We start from the raw sequence: 15,067 nt of genomic DNA on the forward strand, positions 1-15,067 counted from the left end.
CCCCCACGACTACCATCTGTACATCACAAATCTACCGAGAGAAGAGTTTTTCCCGGCAGATCTAGGGACGCTGTATCGGTGTCGATGGGAGGTAGAAACGCTGTTTCGTGAGTTGAAGACTCAATACGAACTAGATGAGTTCGACACGAGCAGCCCTGTTGTGGTGGAGATTTTGCTGTATGCGGCGTTGCTGTCGCTGCTAGTGAGCCGTGAGTTGTTGGATCTGGTCTCCGAGCAGGCTGACGACGAGATCGTGTTTCCACCGGAACGCTGGGCGGCGACCTTCCGGTCGCACGCCCAGCTCATTCTTCACGAACTCGGTGAGTTCCTCGGCTACTCACCACCGCCGCTGTTGGAGCGGCTGATCGAAGACGCACAAAAGATCCACCAGCAACGACCGATCTTACAAGAGACGCTCGCTACCGCTACTCAACCAAGGTGTGAGGCTTAGCTAAAGACGAATGGATCGACTGGCCGCCGACCGACGCGTCGGGCGTGCTCGCCACGAACAGCGCCGATCCGTTGTTCCGGTTCTCGTACCCCGCCACCCACGTCGTCGCCGACACCCGGGCGTTCACGCCCGCCGCCTCGAACTCCTGCTCAATGGTGAACGACTCCGGCGCCTCGCCCTCGTACCCCGCTTCCGAGGCCGCGCCAGATGGGATTCGGGCCGGGCTCGCGTCGAACTCGTAGCTCCCGTCTTCGCCGCCGGCGCAGCCGGCGACGGCGACGGACGTCGATGCGGCCATCGCCGCGAGCAGTCCACGTCTGTGCATGAGCGAAGGTAGGTATACTGGGACGCTTAAACGTATCGGCGCGAGGACTGCGATCTGATAATCGCCGTGCGCCGGGTATCAGCTCCGCGACTCGAGGCACAAAGTTCACGGTGGGGCGTGTGCGAGGTGAGTCAAATGGAACGCCGAGGACAGACGGGGCTGGTGGAAGCGCTCCTCCTTGACGTGATCCGGCTCCACGAGACGTGGATGGAACTCGTCTTCCCGCGGCAGCTCGATCCGAGTGCGGTGCTGGGGAAATGGAAACCGGAGACGCCCGTCCAGACGGTCGGATACTACCTCTGGTCGATACTCGGCGCCCCCCTCGTCGCCGTCGCGTACCCGCTTCTGCTCGTCGGGTTCGCTACGCGGTTCCACGCCGCGAAGCTCGACTCGGCGGTCGCTCGCTTCGGGGTGCTCGGGGCGGTCCTCGTCGCGACGCTCGTCTGGGGGTCGCTCACGCTCCTCGCGCACCTGCAGCTGCCGACCGAGGTGATGCTCGGTATCGCCGGCGCCAGTGTCGTGGCGGTCGTCTCCGCGGGCGCGGCCGCCGGGTTCTCGAAGCTTGGCGGGCGGTTCGTCAGCGTCCTCTTCGCGTACCCGTTCGCGATGACCGCGATCTTCCTCCCGCCGGTGGTCGCCGGGCTGCTCACGCCCTCCGTCTCGAACCTGGTGCTCGACCCGAGCTACGACCTCGCGGTTTGGATACTCGACACCTTCCTCGCGGTCGGCGGGATCAACGAGACGCTCCGCGGCGCCTTCGACTTGGAAACGTTCGGCGAGCAGTGGGGCGTCGCCGGCCTCGGCTACGTGCTGATGTGGGTTGGCATCTCCGTCCCGCTCGGGTGGTTCCTCGGGGTGCTCGTCGCCCTCGCGAACCTGATCCGCCCGAAGCCCGACGCCTGAGGACGGACCGCGCGAGCGACTCGCCGCGGATGGAGCGCTACCCGCGCTCGTCGAACCGCTCGCTGGCCGTCTCGAAGGCCGACTCGGACTGCTCTTTGCTCCGGCGGCTCTCCCGCTCCGCGATCGCTTCGGGATCCGGGCTCGCGTCGTCGTCGATCCGCGCGAACGACTTGTGGACCTTCGTGTGACACCAGCGACACAGCGCGACGGTGATCTCGTGGGGGCCGGCGTCGTCGGCGTCGCCCGCCTCTCCGTCGTCAGTGTCGCCCGCCTCTCCGTCGTCAGTGTCGCCCGCCTCTCCGCCGTCAGTGTCGCCCGCCTCTCCGCCGTCGGCGTCGCCCTCACTACCCGTACCGCCGTACGAGAGGTGGTGTTCCTCCACCAGCGGCCGATCGCCGTCGTGGGCGAGCCTGATCTCCTCGAGCCCGCAGCGACGGCACTCGCGGCCGTCGGTCGTCGAGCGGTAGTGGGGACACCGCCGCCACGCGTCGTCGGCGCCGACGTGGCAGGCGTAGTCGTCGGCGCGGCGGGCCGCGGAGAACTCCGGGTCGTCGCCGGCGCGCGTCAGCGCGAAGCGACAGCGGCCGTCGTCGGTCAGGTGGTCACAGACGCCGGCGACCGCGTACGGGTCGTCGACGCCGACTGGGGTCCCGTCCGGCGTCCGTTCCATGTCGGGTCAGATCAGGCTCGCGCCGTCGAGATCGGTCCGCCCGTAGTCGACGTCGAGGAGCCGCAGGAGGGTCGGTGCGACGTCGAGGAGGTCCGCGTCCTCGACCTTCGCGTCGGGGTGGTCGACGAAGAGGGCGGCGTCCTCGAAGGTGTGCATCCCCGTCCGCGGGCCGTCCGGGTCGAACACCTCGTCGTGGGGGCGGAAGCCGGACTTGAGGTCGAACCCCTCGTTCGGGATGACCACGAGGTCGGGCGCGATCTCGTCGTGGTCGCCCCGGAAAACGGTCTCGCGCTCGACGACGCGCTTCGCGACCGGCTTCCCCTCCGGGCCCTCCCACGCCTCGAGGGCCGACTGCAACTCGGCACGCACGGACTCGTACTCCGACTCGGGGACGACTCCGTCCGGCTCGCGGCCCTCCAGGTTGATGTAGAACCGGCCGGGGACCAGCGAGTACGCGCGGGTGTCGCCGTCGATGTCGGCCAGCGCGCCGTGGTCGTCGCCGTCGGCGTACGAGAGCCACCCCTCCCGCTCCAGCCACTCGTTGCAGTAGACGTCGTGGCGGAGCCGCGTGAAGCCGTGGGTCGAGCCCACGACGAGCCGTACGTCCTCGGGGAGCGCCTCGCGGATCGCACCGATGTGTTCGTCGAGCGCGGCGTAGAATTCGAGGAACTCCTCGTGGTACTCGCCCGACTCCGCGTAGTCGCCCCACAGGAAGTGGTTGATCCGGTCTGGAGCGGTGAACACGCCGACGAACAGGTCCCAGTCGTCGCGCTCGACGTACCGGGAGAAGGCGGTCGCTCGGGCGTCGAGCGTCTCGCGGGCGTGCTCGATGAACTCCGACTTGTCCGCTTTGTGCCCGAGCTTTGCGTTCACCGACAGCCGGTAGTCGCTCCCGGTGAGGTACTCGCGGAGCTCTTCGGGGTGGGCAGCCTTGTCGACGTCGGGCGAGAGGTAGCCCGACACCATCCGTTGCACCGTTCGCTGGGGCGGGAACGTGACGGGGACGTTCATCACCGTCGCGTCGAGCCCGGCGTCGGTGGCGCGGTCCCACACGCGGGTCGCCTGGACGTCTCTCCCCATCGGCACGTAGGTGTCGTACGAGCCGACCTCCCGGTCTTGGAAGCCGTAGACGCCGGTCTCGCCCGGGTTCCGGCCGCTGGTGAGCACGGGCCAGCACGCGCTCGACTCCGGCGGCACGGCGCTGTCGATCGGCCCCCCGTCGCCGGCGTCGGCGATCGCCGACAGCGTCGGGAACGCGTCCGGGTTGTCGGCGACGAGACCGTGTGGGAGACCGTCGATCCCGAGAAATGCCACGCGCGGGGTGTCGGCTCCGCGCAACCGGTCGAAGAGGCCCATACGGCTACATCCGGCGTGGAGGGCAAAAGGGTTGAGATCGCTCCGGGCCGGCTCGGGACCCTTTTTTACCGCGCCCCCGCGAGGGTGACGTATGGAGACGCGACGCGCGCTGCTCGTCGACGCGTTCACGGACGAACCGCTGGCCGGGAACGTCGCCGGCGTGGTGCCGGACGCGCCCGGCCTGAGCGACGACCGGATGGGGAAGATCGCCGCCGAACTCGGCGCCTCCGAGACCGCGTTCCTGTCCGACGCGGGCGACGGCGCCGACGAGCGGGTCCGCTACTTCACCCCCTCCACGGAGGTGGACCTGTGCGGCCACGCCACGATCGCCGGCTACGCCGCGCTGTACGCCGCCGGGGAGATCGACGCCGGCGAGCGCACCCTCCGGACGGCCGTCGGCGACCTCGAGATCCGGGTCGACCCCGACGGCACCGTCTGGATGCGCCAGAACCCGCCGACGGTCGAGACGGTGGAGGAGAGCGAGCTCGACGCCGACCGCCTCGGCAACGCGCTCGGGATCGACCCCGCGGCCCTCCGGGACGTGGGCGCCGACCTCCCCGTTGCCGTCGCCTCGACCGGGCTCCCGTGGCTCGTCGTCCCGGTCAACTTCTTAGAGCGGCTCGGCGAGGCCGACCCCGACGCGGCCGCCGTCGAGGCGATCTCGAACGAACACGACGCCGCCGGGATATACGCGTTCACGTTCGACGCGCTCGACGCGGAGTCGACGCTCCACGGCCGGGCGTTCGCGCCCGCCGTCGGCGTCGCCGAGGACCCCGTCACGGGCACGGCGAGCGGCGCGGTCGGGGCGTACCTCGAGGCCGTCGACGCGTTCGACGGTGACCTCCCCGAGGAGCTCCGGTTCGAGCAGGGCCACTTCCTCGACCGCCCCGGCCACGTCAGGGTCCGGGTCGACGGCGACGAGGTCCGGGTCGGCGGCCGCGCGGTCGTCTCGACGGAGGGCGAACTGACGCTGCCGGACGAGGAGGAGGGCGACGACATCATCGAGGCGTGAGCGACCGCGCGGCGCCGGCGAGAGCCGCGCCCCGCCCCCGCCGATCCCCGGGACGCGGTCGCCGTCGCCGAGCCGAACGTTTACGCTGTCCCGGGACGTAACCCAGCTATGGAGTTCGACCTCCCACGCGCTGCAGCGCTGCTGGTACTGATCGTCGCGGTCGGCACCGCGGGACTGATCGGAAGCGGAATGATGCCGCTCCAGACCACGCTGATGATGGTCGCCCCGTCGATGCTCCTTTTCGGAGCGCTCGCGTTCGCCATCGGCGTGAAACACGGCCAGTTCCGGGCGGCGCACGCCTGATCGGCTCCGCGCCCTCGCGAGTGCCCGCCGTCTGGCTCGCGTCGACGTGAACCACGGCGCTTTTTAAATAGCCCCGACAACCGGAAGCCGTGTTGATCGGGTCGCCGCTCACCGAACTCTTGCTTCTCGTCGGTGGTGCCGCGCTCCTCTACGCGGGCGCCGAACTGCTCGTCAGGGGGGCCAGGGACCTGGCGCTCGCCGTCGGCCTGAAGGCGTCGACCGTCGGGGTCACCGTCATCGCGTTCGCGACGACCGCCCCCGAGCTGTTCGTCTCGCTGCTCGGCGCCGTGACGGTGTCGACGGACGTGGGGCTCGGGACGATTCTCGGGTCGAACATCGCCAACATCGGGCTCGTGCTCGGCGTCTCCGCGCTGATTCGACCCCTCGACGTCTCCGACACGGTGTTCGAGCGCCACGTCCCGTTCATGGTCCTCGCCGCGCTGCTCCTCGTCGGGCTCGGGTGGAACGGGCGCATCGGTCGGCCCGGGGGGCTCCTCATGCTCGGGACGCTCGTCGCGTTCACGGTCGTTGTCATGCGCCGGATCCGGCGGACGCAGTCCAACATCTCTACCGCGGATCGCGCGGAGATGCCGGACGCGAGCCTCCGCGACATCGCCGCCGTCGTCGGCGGGATCGTCGCCCTCGTGCTCGGCTCGCAGTGGCTGATCGACGGCGGGGAGTCGCTGCTCTCCGCGGCCGGCTTCTCCGACATCTTCATCGGGCTCACGGTGCTCGCGCTCGGCACCTCGCTCCCCGAGCTGGCGGCGAGCCTCGTCGCCGCCGTCCGCGGCGAGGCGGAGTTCAGCGTCGGCAACGTCGTCGGGTCGAACATCTACAACGTCCTCGCCGTCATCGGGATCATCGCGGTCATCCGCCCGATCGGCGTGAGCGCCGGCGTGCGTGGCTTCGAGTTCCCCGCGCTGCTCGCTTTCACCGCCGTCCTCGTCGGGCTCATGTACCGCGGCGAGCGCATCTCGCGCGTCGACGGCGCGGCCCTCGTCGTCGGGTACGGAATTTTCGCGTACCTGCTGTTCCCGTGAGCGCGGGAAATCTCGCTGGATGGGTGCCTGACGCCTGTAACCCTTATAAATAGAGCCGAGAATCCGCGGCGGCGCGCGCCTCCGAGTGGCCGCCTCTGGCGGCCGCGAGGAGCGCGTGCGAGGGAGTCAGTCGTCCGGAGCGAAGCGGAGGACGACTGACGAGGCTGGGGAGGTGTGAGGTGCCGTGCGGTTGCGGTCGGGGTGGGATCCAAAGGGGCAGGCGCGAGGGCGAAGCACGCCGTAGCAAGCACCGCAGCGAGCGATAGCGAGCGAGGAGCGCAGCAAGGCGCGCGAGCCCTCGCGGCTGGGGCTTTGGAGGTGTTCTCGGCCACAGCGACCGCAACAACGTATAGCCGAGCGGCTGGGGCTTTGGAGTGGTTCACCGACGGTCCGCTACCGACTATTTATAAGCGAGCGGCTGGGGCTTTGGAGGTGTTCACCGCTGATCCGGTATCAGGCAATTACAACCGACCGACTGCTCCCTCAGACCCGCCTGACGCCAACCACGCGACATCGTATCGCGTTCGAACCGACGCCTATTCGGCCGCCCGCCCCCGACCGGAGTCCGTGATAGCGATCGTCGTCAGCCGGGCCGACAGCGCCTCCGAACACATCGGCGAGCGCCTGCTCGCGGTCGGTGACTGGGAGCGATACGAGGACGAGACTCGCCCCGATGCTGTGGGCGGCGGGACCTACTACCGGGCCGACGGGTTCGAACTCCGGGAGTTCGACGACCTCCACATCGAACTCGACGATCCGGTGGCCGCGTTCGGCGGCGATACGGACGACACGGGTGACGCCGCCGACACCACCCCCGACTTCCTCGTCTTCGTCTCCAGGCACTCCGGGGAGACGGGGGAGCTCCTGACCGCCCACGTCACCGGGAACTTCGGCCCGGCGCCGTACGGCGGCGAGCCGGAGACGCTCGCGAACGCGGCCCCCGGCGCCGAGAAGCGCGTCGTCGAGGCGCTGGCGACGCACGCCCCGGAGGGGTACGACGTCGGCATCGAGTGCACCCACCACGGGCCGACGAGCGTCTCCGTCCCCTCGCTGTTCGTCGAGCTCGGTTCCGACGAGCCGCAGTGGGCGGACCCGGACGCGGCCGAGGCGGTCGCGCGGGCGGTCCTCGACCTCGAGGGCACCGGCCCGGACCTGGTCGACGGCGACGCCGACAACGCGGGCGGCTCCGACGACTCGGGCGACCCCTTCCCCCGCCACGTCGTCGGCTTCGGCGGCGGGCACTACGCGCCGCGGTTCACCCGGATCGCCCGCGACACCGCCTGGGCCGTGGGCCACGTGGGCGCCGACTGGGCGCTCGGCGAGATGGGCGCGGCCGAGGCGAACCGCGAGACGGTCGAGCAGGCGTTCGCGCGCAGCCGCGCCGACCGCGCCGTGATCGAGGGCGACAGGCCCGAGCTCGCCGCGGTCGTCGAGGAGCTCGGCCACCGCGTCGTGAGCGAGACGTGGGTCCGCGAGGTCGGCGACCGCCCGCTCCCGCTGGTCCAGCGGCTCGAGGCCGCCCTCGCGACCGTCGACGACGGGCTCCGGTTCGGCGGGGTCGTCCCCGCGGAGCCGGACGCCGACGCGATCGGGCTCCGCGAGCTCCCGGGCGCCCTCCTCTCGCGGGCGCAGGGGATCGATCCGGACGCGACCCGCGACGCGGTCGCGGCGAACGCGGTCGCCTTCGACACCGAACAGGCCGGGACCCGCGCGGCGGGAGCGGTCGCCTTCGCGGACGACGCGGACGCTCCCGGGTACGCCGACCTCGTCGACGGGCTCGCCGAGGTGCTCGCGGAGGGATACGACTCGGTCGAAGTGGGAGACAGCGCGGTCGTCGCTAGCGAGACCGCGTTCGATCCCGACCTCGCCCGGGTCCGCGGCGTTCCGGAGGGGCCGGCGTTCGGTCGGCTCGCCGACGGCGAGCCGGTTGAGGTCGACGGCGAGACGGTTGCCCCGGGCGACGTGTCGCGGGCGCGGACGGACCGGTTCCCGATCGACGACGAGGGCCCGGCGGAGTGACTCGCGAACCCGGGCAAGGACGCCGATCGCGACCTCGCGCCGGACCCCGAGCCAGCCGTCCCACGCGTCGTGGACGCTCTCTGCCGGTCCGCCGACGTCTGACCCCCGTCAGACGATCGGGCAAAAATAAATACGTCCGGGTCGCAACCACACCACATAATGGACTCTATCGTAGAGGACGCCATCGACGAAGCCGAGGAATCCCCGGCGGACGGCGCCGGGGAGGCCGGCACCGGCGCGAGCGACGCGACCGGCCCCGCCCCGCCACAGTCCGGAACCATGACCGACGACGAACTGGAGGACGTCCTCCAAGACCTCCAGACCAACATCACCGTCGTCGGCTGCGGCGGCGCCGGCGGGAACACGGTCAACCGGATGACCGAGGAGGGGATCCACGGGGCGAAGCTGGTCGCGGCCAACACCGACGTCCAGCACCTCGTCAACATTGAGGCCGACACGAAGATCCTCATGGGCCAACAGAAGACGCAGGGCCGCGGCGCCGGTTCGCTCCCGCAAGTGGGCGAGGAGGCGGCCATCGAGTCCCAAGAGGAGATCCAGGACGCCATCGACGGCTCCGACATGGTGTTCGTCACCGCCGGGCTCGGCGGGGGCACGGGGACCGGCTCGGCGCCGGTCGTCGCGAAGGCCGCCCGCGAGTCGGGGGCCCTGACCATCGCCATCGTCACGACGCCGTTCACGGCCGAGGGCGAGGTCCGCCGGACGAACGCGGAGGCTGGCCTCGAACGGCTCCGCGACGTGAGCGACACCGTCATCGTCGTCCCCAACGACCGCCTGCTCGACGCGGTCGGAAAGCTCCCGGTCCGGCAGGCGTTCAAGGTGTCCGACGAGGTGCTGATGCGCTCGGTGAAGGGCATCACGGAGCTCATCACGATGCCCGGGCTGGTCAACCTCGACTTCGCCGACGTCCGCACCGTCATGGAGAAGGGCGGCGTCGCGATGATCGGCCTCGGCGAGTCCGACTCCGACTCGAAGGCGCAGGACTCGGTGAAGTCGGCGCTCCGCTCGCCGCTGCTCGACGTCGACATCTCGGGCGCGAACTCCGCGCTGGTCAACGTCACGGGCGGCACGGACATGTCCATCGAGGAGGCTGAGGGCGTCGTCGAGGAGATCTACGACCGGATCGACCCCGACGCCCGGATCATCTGGGGGACCTCGGTCGACGACGACTTGGAGGGCGAGATGCGGACCATGATCGTCGTGACCGGCGTCGAGTCGCCCCAGATCTACGGGAACAACGGCGAGCCGCCGGAGGGGACGGACCCGGAGATGGAAGACATCGACTACGTGGAGTGACGCGCCGGCGACGCGCCCCGTCCCGATAGAGTTCCTTCTGGCGGTTTCCCTCCGCGGACCGACGGACGCCTCGCATCAAAAGGTAAAAACCGTCTCGCCTCGAAGCGCGTCGTAACATGGACGTTCCGTACGACCTCAACAGCTACGTTCGGGTGCTGAAACTGGCGAGCACGCCGAGCACCGACGAGTTCCTCCAGGTGTCGAAGATCGCCGGCGCCGGCATCCTCCTCGTCGGCTTCATCGGCTTCCTGATGTTCGCGATCATGAGCCTCCTGCCGGGGGTCGGCGTCTGATGCCGATCTTCTCGGTCAAGACCACCGCGAGCCAGGAGCGGACCGTCGCCGACATGCTCGCCGAGAAGGAGATGCCGGAGATCCAGGCGGTCATCGCGCCCGACCAGCTCACGAGCTACGTGATGGTTGAGGCGACGGACGGCAGCGTCTTCGCGCGGATCCTCGACGAGATCCCGCACGCCCGCGGCGTCATTCAGGGCGGCGACGGGCCCGCCAGGAGTCCCTTCTCCGAGGTCGAGCACTTCCTCTCGCCGACCCCCGACGTCGAGGGGATCGCCGAGGGCGACATCGTCGAGCTGATCGCGGGACCGTTTAAAGGCGAGAAGGCCCGCGTCCAGCGCATCGACGAGGGGAAAGACCAGGTGACCGTCGAGCTGTACGAGGCGACCGTCCCGATCCCGGTCACCGTCCGCGGCGACCAGATCCGGGTGCTCGACTCCGACGAGCGCTGACCGCGCCGGGCCTCGCTTTCTCCTTCGGCCTCTCTCTCGTCTCCCGCTTTCTCCGCCGCCTCTCCCCCGAGCGACCCGACCGATCGTCGGCAACGACAAGGGCTTTATTCGACGACGACCGATGGATTCGACATGTTCGGTCCCGGCGTGCCGGCGATACTGAGCCTGGTCCCCGACACGTTCACCTTCGCCTGGCTCGTCGCGATCCTCTTTGCCGCCTCGTGGCTGCTCGACAGCCGCGGGCTGGCCGCGGGCCGGTCGCTCGCGGCGGGCACGTGGGCGCTGTTCGGGCTCTTCTGGCTGACGACGGTCCCGTACTTCGCGTTCGAACACCAGAGCTACGTCGAGTCGATCCTCGCCTTGGTCGGCGTCCCGGCCTGCGTCTACGCCGGCTACCTGCTGTATAACGGCCGCGCCTCGTTGTTCACGCTGACGCGGGCGATCGCGATCATGCTGCTCATCTACCTCCCGTTCGAGACGATCCCGGCGTTCTCGGTCGCCGGCTTCGCCGTCCCCGAGCCGCGCCGGATCCTCATCGAGGCCGTCGCGACCCAGACCGGGTTCCTCATCGACCTCCTCGGCTACGCCCCGGAGCGCGTGGCGAGCTACGAGGGGTACGACGCGGCGTACGCGTGGACGCTCGCCGACGGCCACACCGTCACGATCCACGTCGTCCTGGCGTGTACGGGGCTCGGGAGCATGGCGATCTTCGGCGGCCTCGTCGCCGCCGTGAAGGCGCCGCTCTCGCGCAAGCTCCGCGCGCTCGCGGTGTCGATCCCGCTCATCTACGTGCTCAACATCTTCCGGACCACGTTCATCTCCGTCGTCGCGGGCAACCAGTACATGCAGTGGCAGACCGACCTCGTGCTCGCGATGTTCGGCGCGACCGACCCGTACCGGGTCTCCTTCCTCATCTCGGACCGGATCATGAGCCAGCTCCTCGCGGTCGTGGCGCTGATCGGGATCACGTTCCTCGCGGTCCGGGAGCTCCCGGAGCTCGCCGTCATCCTCGAGGACGTCCTCTACCTGCTCACGGGCGACGAGCACGACCTGACGGAGTCGCTGGACCTCCCGCGGGAGCCGACGAACCGGTGACCGCCGGGGCGGACCGCGAGGGACGGACGGCGCGGCCCTCATGACAAAATATAGGGTCGGCTGCGCGGAACACCGGCCCATGCGCGAGACGACTCCCCCGACGCGGCAGCGGCCTCGGCGGGGTGGGCAGCCGTGACGGGTCCGGTCGCGTTGACGGCGGTCGACCCCCTCGTCTACCTCCAGACCAACGTCGCGAAGCTCGTCTTAGCGACCGCGCTCGGGATGTTCCTGGGGCTCGAGCGGGAGTGGTCACAGAAGTCGGCGGGGATCCGGACGTTCGCGCTGATCAGCCTCGCGGCGGCGGTGTTCTCGCTGCTCGACGACGACGGCCTCCTGATCGTCGGTGGGGTGCTGATCGTCGCCAGCGCAGTGCTGCTCGCGGTCCGGAGCTTCGTCGAGGAGGACGTCGACGGCCTCTCACTCACCACCTCGGTGTCGATGCTCGTCACGTACGGGGTCGGGGCGCTCGTCGCCGAGGAGTTCTTCATCGAGGCGGTGACGGTGGCGATGCTCTCCTCGCTTTTGCTCGTGTTGAAGCGGGAGCTCCACGAGTTCGCGTGGGGGCTCTCCCGGGAGGAGGTCCGCAGCGCGGTGGAGTTCACCATCCTCGCGTTCGTCGTCTTCCCGCTGCTCCCGGCGGAGACGGTCGACCCGTGGGGCGCGGTCCAGCCGCGGCTCATCTGGTCGCTCGTCGTCGCCGTCAGCGCCATCGGCTTCGTCAACTACGTCCTCGTGAAGCGGTATCAGGGGCGCGGCTACGCGGTCACCGGCTTCTTCGGCGGCCTCGTGAACTCGACGGCGGTCGTCGCGGAGATGGCGAAGCGGGCGAAAGGGGAGTCCGACCTACTCGACATCGCGGTGGGATCGATCCTGCTTGCGAACGCCGCGATGGCCCTCCGGAACGCCGCGGTCGTCGCCGCCTTCGTCCCGGAGGCCGCCCTGGTGGTCGGCGCGCCGCTCGGCGCGGTCACGGTCGTCGGCGTGCTCATCGCGGTGTGGCGAAGCGACTGGCGGACGACGATGGAGGCGGAGCTCACCTCCCCGTTCAGCCTCCGGAACGCCCTGACGTTCGGGGCGCTGTTCGTCGCGGTGCTGCTCGCCTCTGCCGCCGCGGAGCGGGCCTTCGGCGCGGGCGGGTTCGTCGTCACGTCGTTCCTCGCGGGGCTCGTCTCCTCCGGGACCGCGACGACGACCGCGGTCTCGCTGCTCGGGACCGGTCAGATAACCGTCGACACCGCGGTCGCCGGCGTCGTCGCCGGGACGGCCGCGAGCATCCTGGTCAAGACCGCGTTCGCGGCGAGCATCGCCCGCGAGCTGGTCCGACCGGTGCTCCTCTGGAACCTCGTGCTGATCGCGGTCGGCGTCGCCGTCGGCGTCCCGCTGCTTCTGTTCTGAGCGGCACGCGGCGTTGTCGCGACGCGCTCAACTCACGAGAGGTGCGCCGCCACGTCGGTCGACGAGACCATGCCGACGTAGTCGTCGTCGACGACGGGGAGGTGTTTGACCTCGTACATCGTCATCATCGCCGCGACCTCCTCCATCATGAGGTCCGGCGTCACCGTCTCCACGTCCTCTGTCATCACGTCGCGGACGACGGCCTCGTCGAGGTCGCGGCCGGCCGCGACGGCGCCGACGATGTCACTCTGCGTGACGATACACCCGCCGCCCGTCGTCACGACGAGCGCGCTGATGCCGTCGCCGTCCATCCGACGCGCGACCTCTCGCAGCGGCTCGCTCGCCCCGATCGTCTCCAACGGCGTCGACATGATCTCGCTGACGCGGGTCCGGTCGTTCAGATCCATACCGTGACATGTGCTACCGAATTTGATTACTCTTCCGGTGCGTTTCGTACTCTCCTCGGTCCAACGGTTTCGGCCCGGGCCGGGGGTCCCCTCCGAGGGGACGTGACGCTGTCCGACCGAGCGTATATACGCGTCCGAACATACACTACTCATATGTCAGGGGTTCTCGGCTCGCTGGACGACTTCGGGACGCGGTCGCTACTCACGCACGCCATCATGTCGGTGACGCTCCCGCTCGGATTCCTCATCGGGCTCACCGTAGACTCGCAGCTCGGAGTAGTGTCGTTCGTCGCGCTACTGAACTTCACCGCGGGAATGTGGATCTGCCAGTCCATCCACTCGCTCGGGGCGGAGGCCAACGAGGACGGGTACGACGGCGTCATCAACGAACTCAGAACATATGTCGAGTGACAACGGGATCGACGTCGCGCGCCTCGGGCGGCTGCTGCTGCTGATCGGGTTCGTCACGGCCGTCTCGCTGCTGACGTCCGCGCGGGTGCTCCCCGGCGACTTGTTCTCGATCGCCGTCGTGGCTATCGGGAGCATCGCGCTCGTCACCGCAATAATCGGCTTCCTGATCGCGGCGGGCGCGACGTACGACGACCAAGTGAACGCGTCGGGACGCTGACCGGCCGGACGCGCGACCGCTCGTTTTCCCGGCTCGGACCGCGCTTCGTCGCGAGGCTCACCGCCGTCCCGAGAGGTACGCCGTCAGGTCCGTCGTCGACAGCATCCCGACCAGCTCGCCGCCAGCGGCGACCACCGGCAGGTGCGTGTACCCGCGGTCCGTGGGATCCGAGAGCTCCTCGACGGGGTCGTCGGGGGAGACGGTGACGACGTCCGTCGTCATGAACGCCTCGACGGGCGTCTCGTCTTCCGGGTCGTTCCGCCGGACGAGCGAGACGAAATCCGTCGCGGTGATCAGCCCCACGAGGCGCCCGTCCCCGTCGACGACGACGAGAGAGCTCACCCCCGTCTCCAGCATGCGGTTCGCCGCGTCCGCGGCGGCGGCTCCGGGGGCGGTCGTGACGAGGTCGGTCGACATCAGCCGCTCGACGGTGTCTTCTCCCATGAGACGTGATAACGCGGAACGGGAATATCAAACGTCCGGTTGTTCGCGGCTCACTCGCCGACGAGATCCGCCGGCGCCCCGGCGAACCCGGCGAGCGCGTCGGCCTCGACGTGGTGGAGGTCGCCGGGGATCACGAGGAGGTGAAGCGGGTCGCCGAACTCCCGGTCGGCCAGCGCGCCGAGGCGGTCGGCGACGACCACGGGGTCTGGTGAGCCCGCGCGGGCGACGACGACGGCGAGCTCGTCGCGCCACCCCTCAGCGAGCAGGCCGGCCGCGACGTCGGCGGTCATGTACTCCTCGTGGTCCGGATCGGGACCGCTCGGCCCGGTACCGACCTTGATGTCGAGGTAGACGACGCTGTGGAGCCCGCGCTCGCGGTTCGCCTCGATCGTCTCGATCACGCTTTCGGGCACGTCGTCGCCGCCGTGGGCGTACGGGAAGGGGAGCGTCGTCGCCTTGCCGAACCGGTAGTTCTGAAGCCCGGTGAGGCTCGAGGCGGCCGACTGGGCGGTCACGCCGTGGATCACGCGGGTCTCGATCCCGCGCTCCTCCGCGCGCAGCCGGAGGTCCGTGTGGGTCGTCGAGATCATCGTGTCGCCGGCGGTACAGAAGGCGACGTCGCCCTCGGCGGCGGCCGCAAGGATCGGTTCGGGGTCCCGCTCGACCCCCTCGCGCGCCCGGACCTCGACCTCGACGCCGTGGTGCGCCGCCAGCTCGTCGACGCCGGCGCCGACCAGCTTACTGGTGTAGAACTCGGCGAAGACCCGATCGGCGGCGCGTAGCGCCTCGCGCCCCTCGACCGTGACCGACCGCTCGTCGTAGAGACCGAGCCCGATGAACGTGAGCATATCGGCAGTCGGGCGGGTGGCGGGTAAAAGGGCGCGGAACGACGGTCCTCCTTCGACCTAAAGGTCTTTCATGATTGATCCTTGTGATTCCATAGCAAGCCCTAAGAGGTAA

Annotated in this window: 18 protein-coding genes and 1 pseudogene; 13 read left to right on the forward strand and 6 right to left on the reverse strand. The window is 69.6% G+C overall.

The window, feature by feature from the left end; genetic code table 11:
• Positions 1 to 451 (forward strand): transposase (locus tag N5096_RS08300; RefSeq protein WP_267663911.1); only part of this gene is annotated, 451 nt, incomplete at its 5' end.
• 10 nt (positions 452 to 461) lie between these two features.
• Here N5096_RS08300 and N5096_RS08305 read toward each other — a convergent pair.
• Positions 462 to 776 (reverse strand): annotated as a pseudogene (locus N5096_RS08305) (DUF6517 family protein); the annotation flags it as partial.
• Between the two features lie 162 nt (positions 777 to 938).
• On the opposite strand from N5096_RS08305, the gene N5096_RS08310 reads away from it, so the two are divergent.
• On the forward strand, positions 939 to 1,679 hold the full coding sequence (locus tag N5096_RS08310; protein ID WP_267664047.1) for a hypothetical protein: 741 nt from the start codon (positions 939 to 941) through the stop codon (positions 1,677 to 1,679).
• 37 nt (positions 1,680 to 1,716) lie between these two features.
• Here N5096_RS08310 and N5096_RS08315 read toward each other — a convergent pair whose 3' ends face one another.
• Both N5096_RS08315 and N5096_RS08320 read right to left on the reverse strand, forming a co-directional pair.
• Positions 1,717 to 2,349: a DUF7097 family protein gene (locus N5096_RS08315; RefSeq protein WP_267663913.1), complete on the reverse strand. Its 633-nt coding sequence runs from the start codon at positions 2,347 to 2,349 to the stop codon at positions 1,717 to 1,719.
• Between the two features lie 6 nt (positions 2,350 to 2,355).
• Positions 2,356 to 3,705, reverse strand: a complete 1,350-nt coding sequence (locus tag N5096_RS08320) for an alkaline phosphatase family protein (RefSeq protein ID WP_267663914.1) — start codon at positions 3,703 to 3,705, stop codon at positions 2,356 to 2,358.
• A 91-nt stretch (positions 3,706 to 3,796) separates the two neighbouring features.
• On the opposite strand from N5096_RS08320, the gene N5096_RS08325 reads away from it, so the two are divergent.
• The 9 genes from N5096_RS08325 (at position 3,797) to N5096_RS08365 (ending at position 12,628) form a co-directional block, all read left to right on the forward strand.
• Positions 3,797 to 4,717, forward strand: a complete 921-nt coding sequence (locus tag N5096_RS08325; protein ID WP_267663915.1) for a PhzF family phenazine biosynthesis protein — start codon at positions 3,797 to 3,799, stop codon at positions 4,715 to 4,717.
• Positions 4,718 to 4,825: 108 nt separating this feature from the next.
• Positions 4,826 to 5,020, forward strand: a complete 195-nt coding sequence (locus tag N5096_RS08330; RefSeq protein ID WP_267663917.1) for a DUF7333 family protein — start codon at positions 4,826 to 4,828, stop codon at positions 5,018 to 5,020.
• Between the two features lie 89 nt (positions 5,021 to 5,109).
• Positions 5,110 to 6,060, forward strand: a complete 951-nt coding sequence (locus N5096_RS08335; RefSeq protein ID WP_267663919.1) for a calcium/sodium antiporter — start codon at positions 5,110 to 5,112, stop codon at positions 6,058 to 6,060.
• Positions 6,061 to 6,627: 567 nt separating this feature from the next.
• Entirely contained in the window at positions 6,628 to 8,079 is a 1,452-nt protein-coding gene (locus tag N5096_RS08340; protein ID WP_267663921.1) for a D-aminoacyl-tRNA deacylase, read from the forward strand.
• A gap of 159 nt (positions 8,080 to 8,238) precedes the next feature.
• A complete protein-coding gene (ftsZ, locus tag N5096_RS08345) occupies positions 8,239 to 9,393 on the forward strand; it encodes a cell division protein FtsZ (protein ID WP_267663922.1) in 1,155 nt (384 codons plus the stop codon).
• Positions 9,394 to 9,509: 116 nt separating this feature from the next.
• Positions 9,510 to 9,686, forward strand: coding sequence for a protein translocase SEC61 complex subunit gamma (locus N5096_RS08350; RefSeq protein WP_092566712.1), 177 nt, complete (start codon positions 9,510 to 9,512; stop codon positions 9,684 to 9,686).
• Complete coding sequence (locus N5096_RS08355; RefSeq protein WP_267663924.1) at positions 9,686 to 10,138, forward strand: transcription elongation factor Spt5; 453 nt, start codon at positions 9,686 to 9,688, stop codon at positions 10,136 to 10,138. The genes N5096_RS08350 and N5096_RS08355 overlap by 1 nt, the downstream gene beginning before the upstream one ends.
• Positions 10,139 to 10,270: 132 nt before the next feature.
• The gene (artA, locus tag N5096_RS08360) at positions 10,271 to 11,233 is read left to right on the forward strand and encodes an archaeosortase A (RefSeq protein WP_267663925.1); all 963 of its coding nucleotides are present in this window, start codon (positions 10,271 to 10,273) and stop codon (positions 11,231 to 11,233) included.
• A gap of 150 nt (positions 11,234 to 11,383) precedes the next feature.
• Complete coding sequence (locus N5096_RS08365; protein ID WP_267664048.1) at positions 11,384 to 12,628, forward strand: MgtC/SapB family protein; 1,245 nt, start codon at positions 11,384 to 11,386, stop codon at positions 12,626 to 12,628.
• Between the two features lie 32 nt (positions 12,629 to 12,660).
• On the opposite strand, the gene N5096_RS08370 is transcribed toward N5096_RS08365, so the two are convergent.
• A complete protein-coding gene (locus N5096_RS08370) occupies positions 12,661 to 13,035 on the reverse strand; it encodes a CBS domain-containing protein (RefSeq protein WP_267663926.1) in 375 nt (124 codons plus the stop codon).
• Positions 13,036 to 13,188: 153 nt separating this feature from the next.
• On the opposite strand from N5096_RS08370, the gene N5096_RS08375 reads away from it, so the two are divergent.
• Together N5096_RS08375 and N5096_RS08380 are read left to right on the forward strand one after the other, a co-directional pair.
• Positions 13,189 to 13,446 carry a hypothetical protein gene (locus N5096_RS08375; protein WP_267663927.1) on the forward strand — a complete coding sequence of 86 codons (258 nt, stop codon included), beginning with the start codon at positions 13,189 to 13,191 and terminating at the stop codon, positions 13,444 to 13,446.
• Positions 13,436 to 13,663, forward strand: a complete 228-nt coding sequence (locus N5096_RS08380) for a hypothetical protein (protein ID WP_267663928.1) — start codon at positions 13,436 to 13,438, stop codon at positions 13,661 to 13,663. The genes N5096_RS08375 and N5096_RS08380 overlap by 11 nt, the downstream gene beginning before the upstream one ends.
• A gap of 57 nt (positions 13,664 to 13,720) precedes the next feature.
• Here the strand turns inward: N5096_RS08380 and N5096_RS08385 are convergent, their stop codons facing one another.
• Both N5096_RS08385 and dph5 read right to left on the reverse strand, forming a co-directional pair.
• Positions 13,721 to 14,107 (reverse strand): CBS domain-containing protein, encoded by a 387-nt coding sequence (locus N5096_RS08385; protein ID WP_267663929.1) that lies wholly within the window; start codon positions 14,105 to 14,107, stop codon positions 13,721 to 13,723.
• Positions 14,108 to 14,157: 50 nt separating this feature from the next.
• A complete protein-coding gene (dph5, locus tag N5096_RS08390) occupies positions 14,158 to 14,955 on the reverse strand; it encodes a diphthine synthase (RefSeq protein ID WP_267663930.1) in 798 nt (265 codons plus the stop codon).
• Between the last annotated feature and the right edge of the window lie 112 nt (positions 14,956 to 15,067).

Origin of the sequence: Halorubrum yunnanense, from assembly GCF_026586675.1 — an archaeon.
GTDB lineage: Archaea > Halobacteriota > Halobacteria > Halobacteriales > Haloferacaceae > Halorubrum > Halorubrum yunnanense.

Bases quoted from the DNA above. Each gene is read 5' to 3' on its own strand.
- ftsZ (WP_267663922.1), top strand. From the start codon at position 8,239: ATGGACTCTATCGTAGAGGACGCCATCGACGAAGCCGAGGAATCCCCG.
- N5096_RS08320 (WP_267663914.1), bottom strand. From the start codon at position 3,705: ATGGGCCTCTTCGACCGGTTGCGCGGAGCCGACACCCCGCGCGTGGCA.
- N5096_RS08375 (WP_267663927.1), top strand. From the start codon at position 13,189: ATGTCAGGGGTTCTCGGCTCGCTGGACGACTTCGGGACGCGGTCGCTA.
- artA (WP_267663925.1), top strand. From the start codon at position 10,271: ATGTTCGGTCCCGGCGTGCCGGCGATACTGAGCCTGGTCCCCGACACG.
- N5096_RS08325 (WP_267663915.1), top strand. From the start codon at position 3,797: ATGGAGACGCGACGCGCGCTGCTCGTCGACGCGTTCACGGACGAACCG.
- N5096_RS08380 (WP_267663928.1), top strand. From the start codon at position 13,436: ATGTCGAGTGACAACGGGATCGACGTCGCGCGCCTCGGGCGGCTGCTG.
- N5096_RS08370 (WP_267663926.1), bottom strand. From the start codon at position 13,035: ATGGATCTGAACGACCGGACCCGCGTCAGCGAGATCATGTCGACGCCG.
- N5096_RS08330 (WP_267663917.1), top strand. From the start codon at position 4,826: ATGGAGTTCGACCTCCCACGCGCTGCAGCGCTGCTGGTACTGATCGTC.
- N5096_RS08355 (WP_267663924.1), top strand. From the start codon at position 9,686: ATGCCGATCTTCTCGGTCAAGACCACCGCGAGCCAGGAGCGGACCGTC.
- N5096_RS08315 (WP_267663913.1), bottom strand. From the start codon at position 2,349: ATGGAACGGACGCCGGACGGGACCCCAGTCGGCGTCGACGACCCGTAC.
- N5096_RS08385 (WP_267663929.1), bottom strand. From the start codon at position 14,107: ATGGGAGAAGACACCGTCGAGCGGCTGATGTCGACCGACCTCGTCACG.
- dph5 (WP_267663930.1), bottom strand. From the start codon at position 14,955: ATGCTCACGTTCATCGGGCTCGGTCTCTACGACGAGCGGTCGGTCACG.
- N5096_RS08350 (WP_092566712.1), top strand. From the start codon at position 9,510: ATGGACGTTCCGTACGACCTCAACAGCTACGTTCGGGTGCTGAAACTG.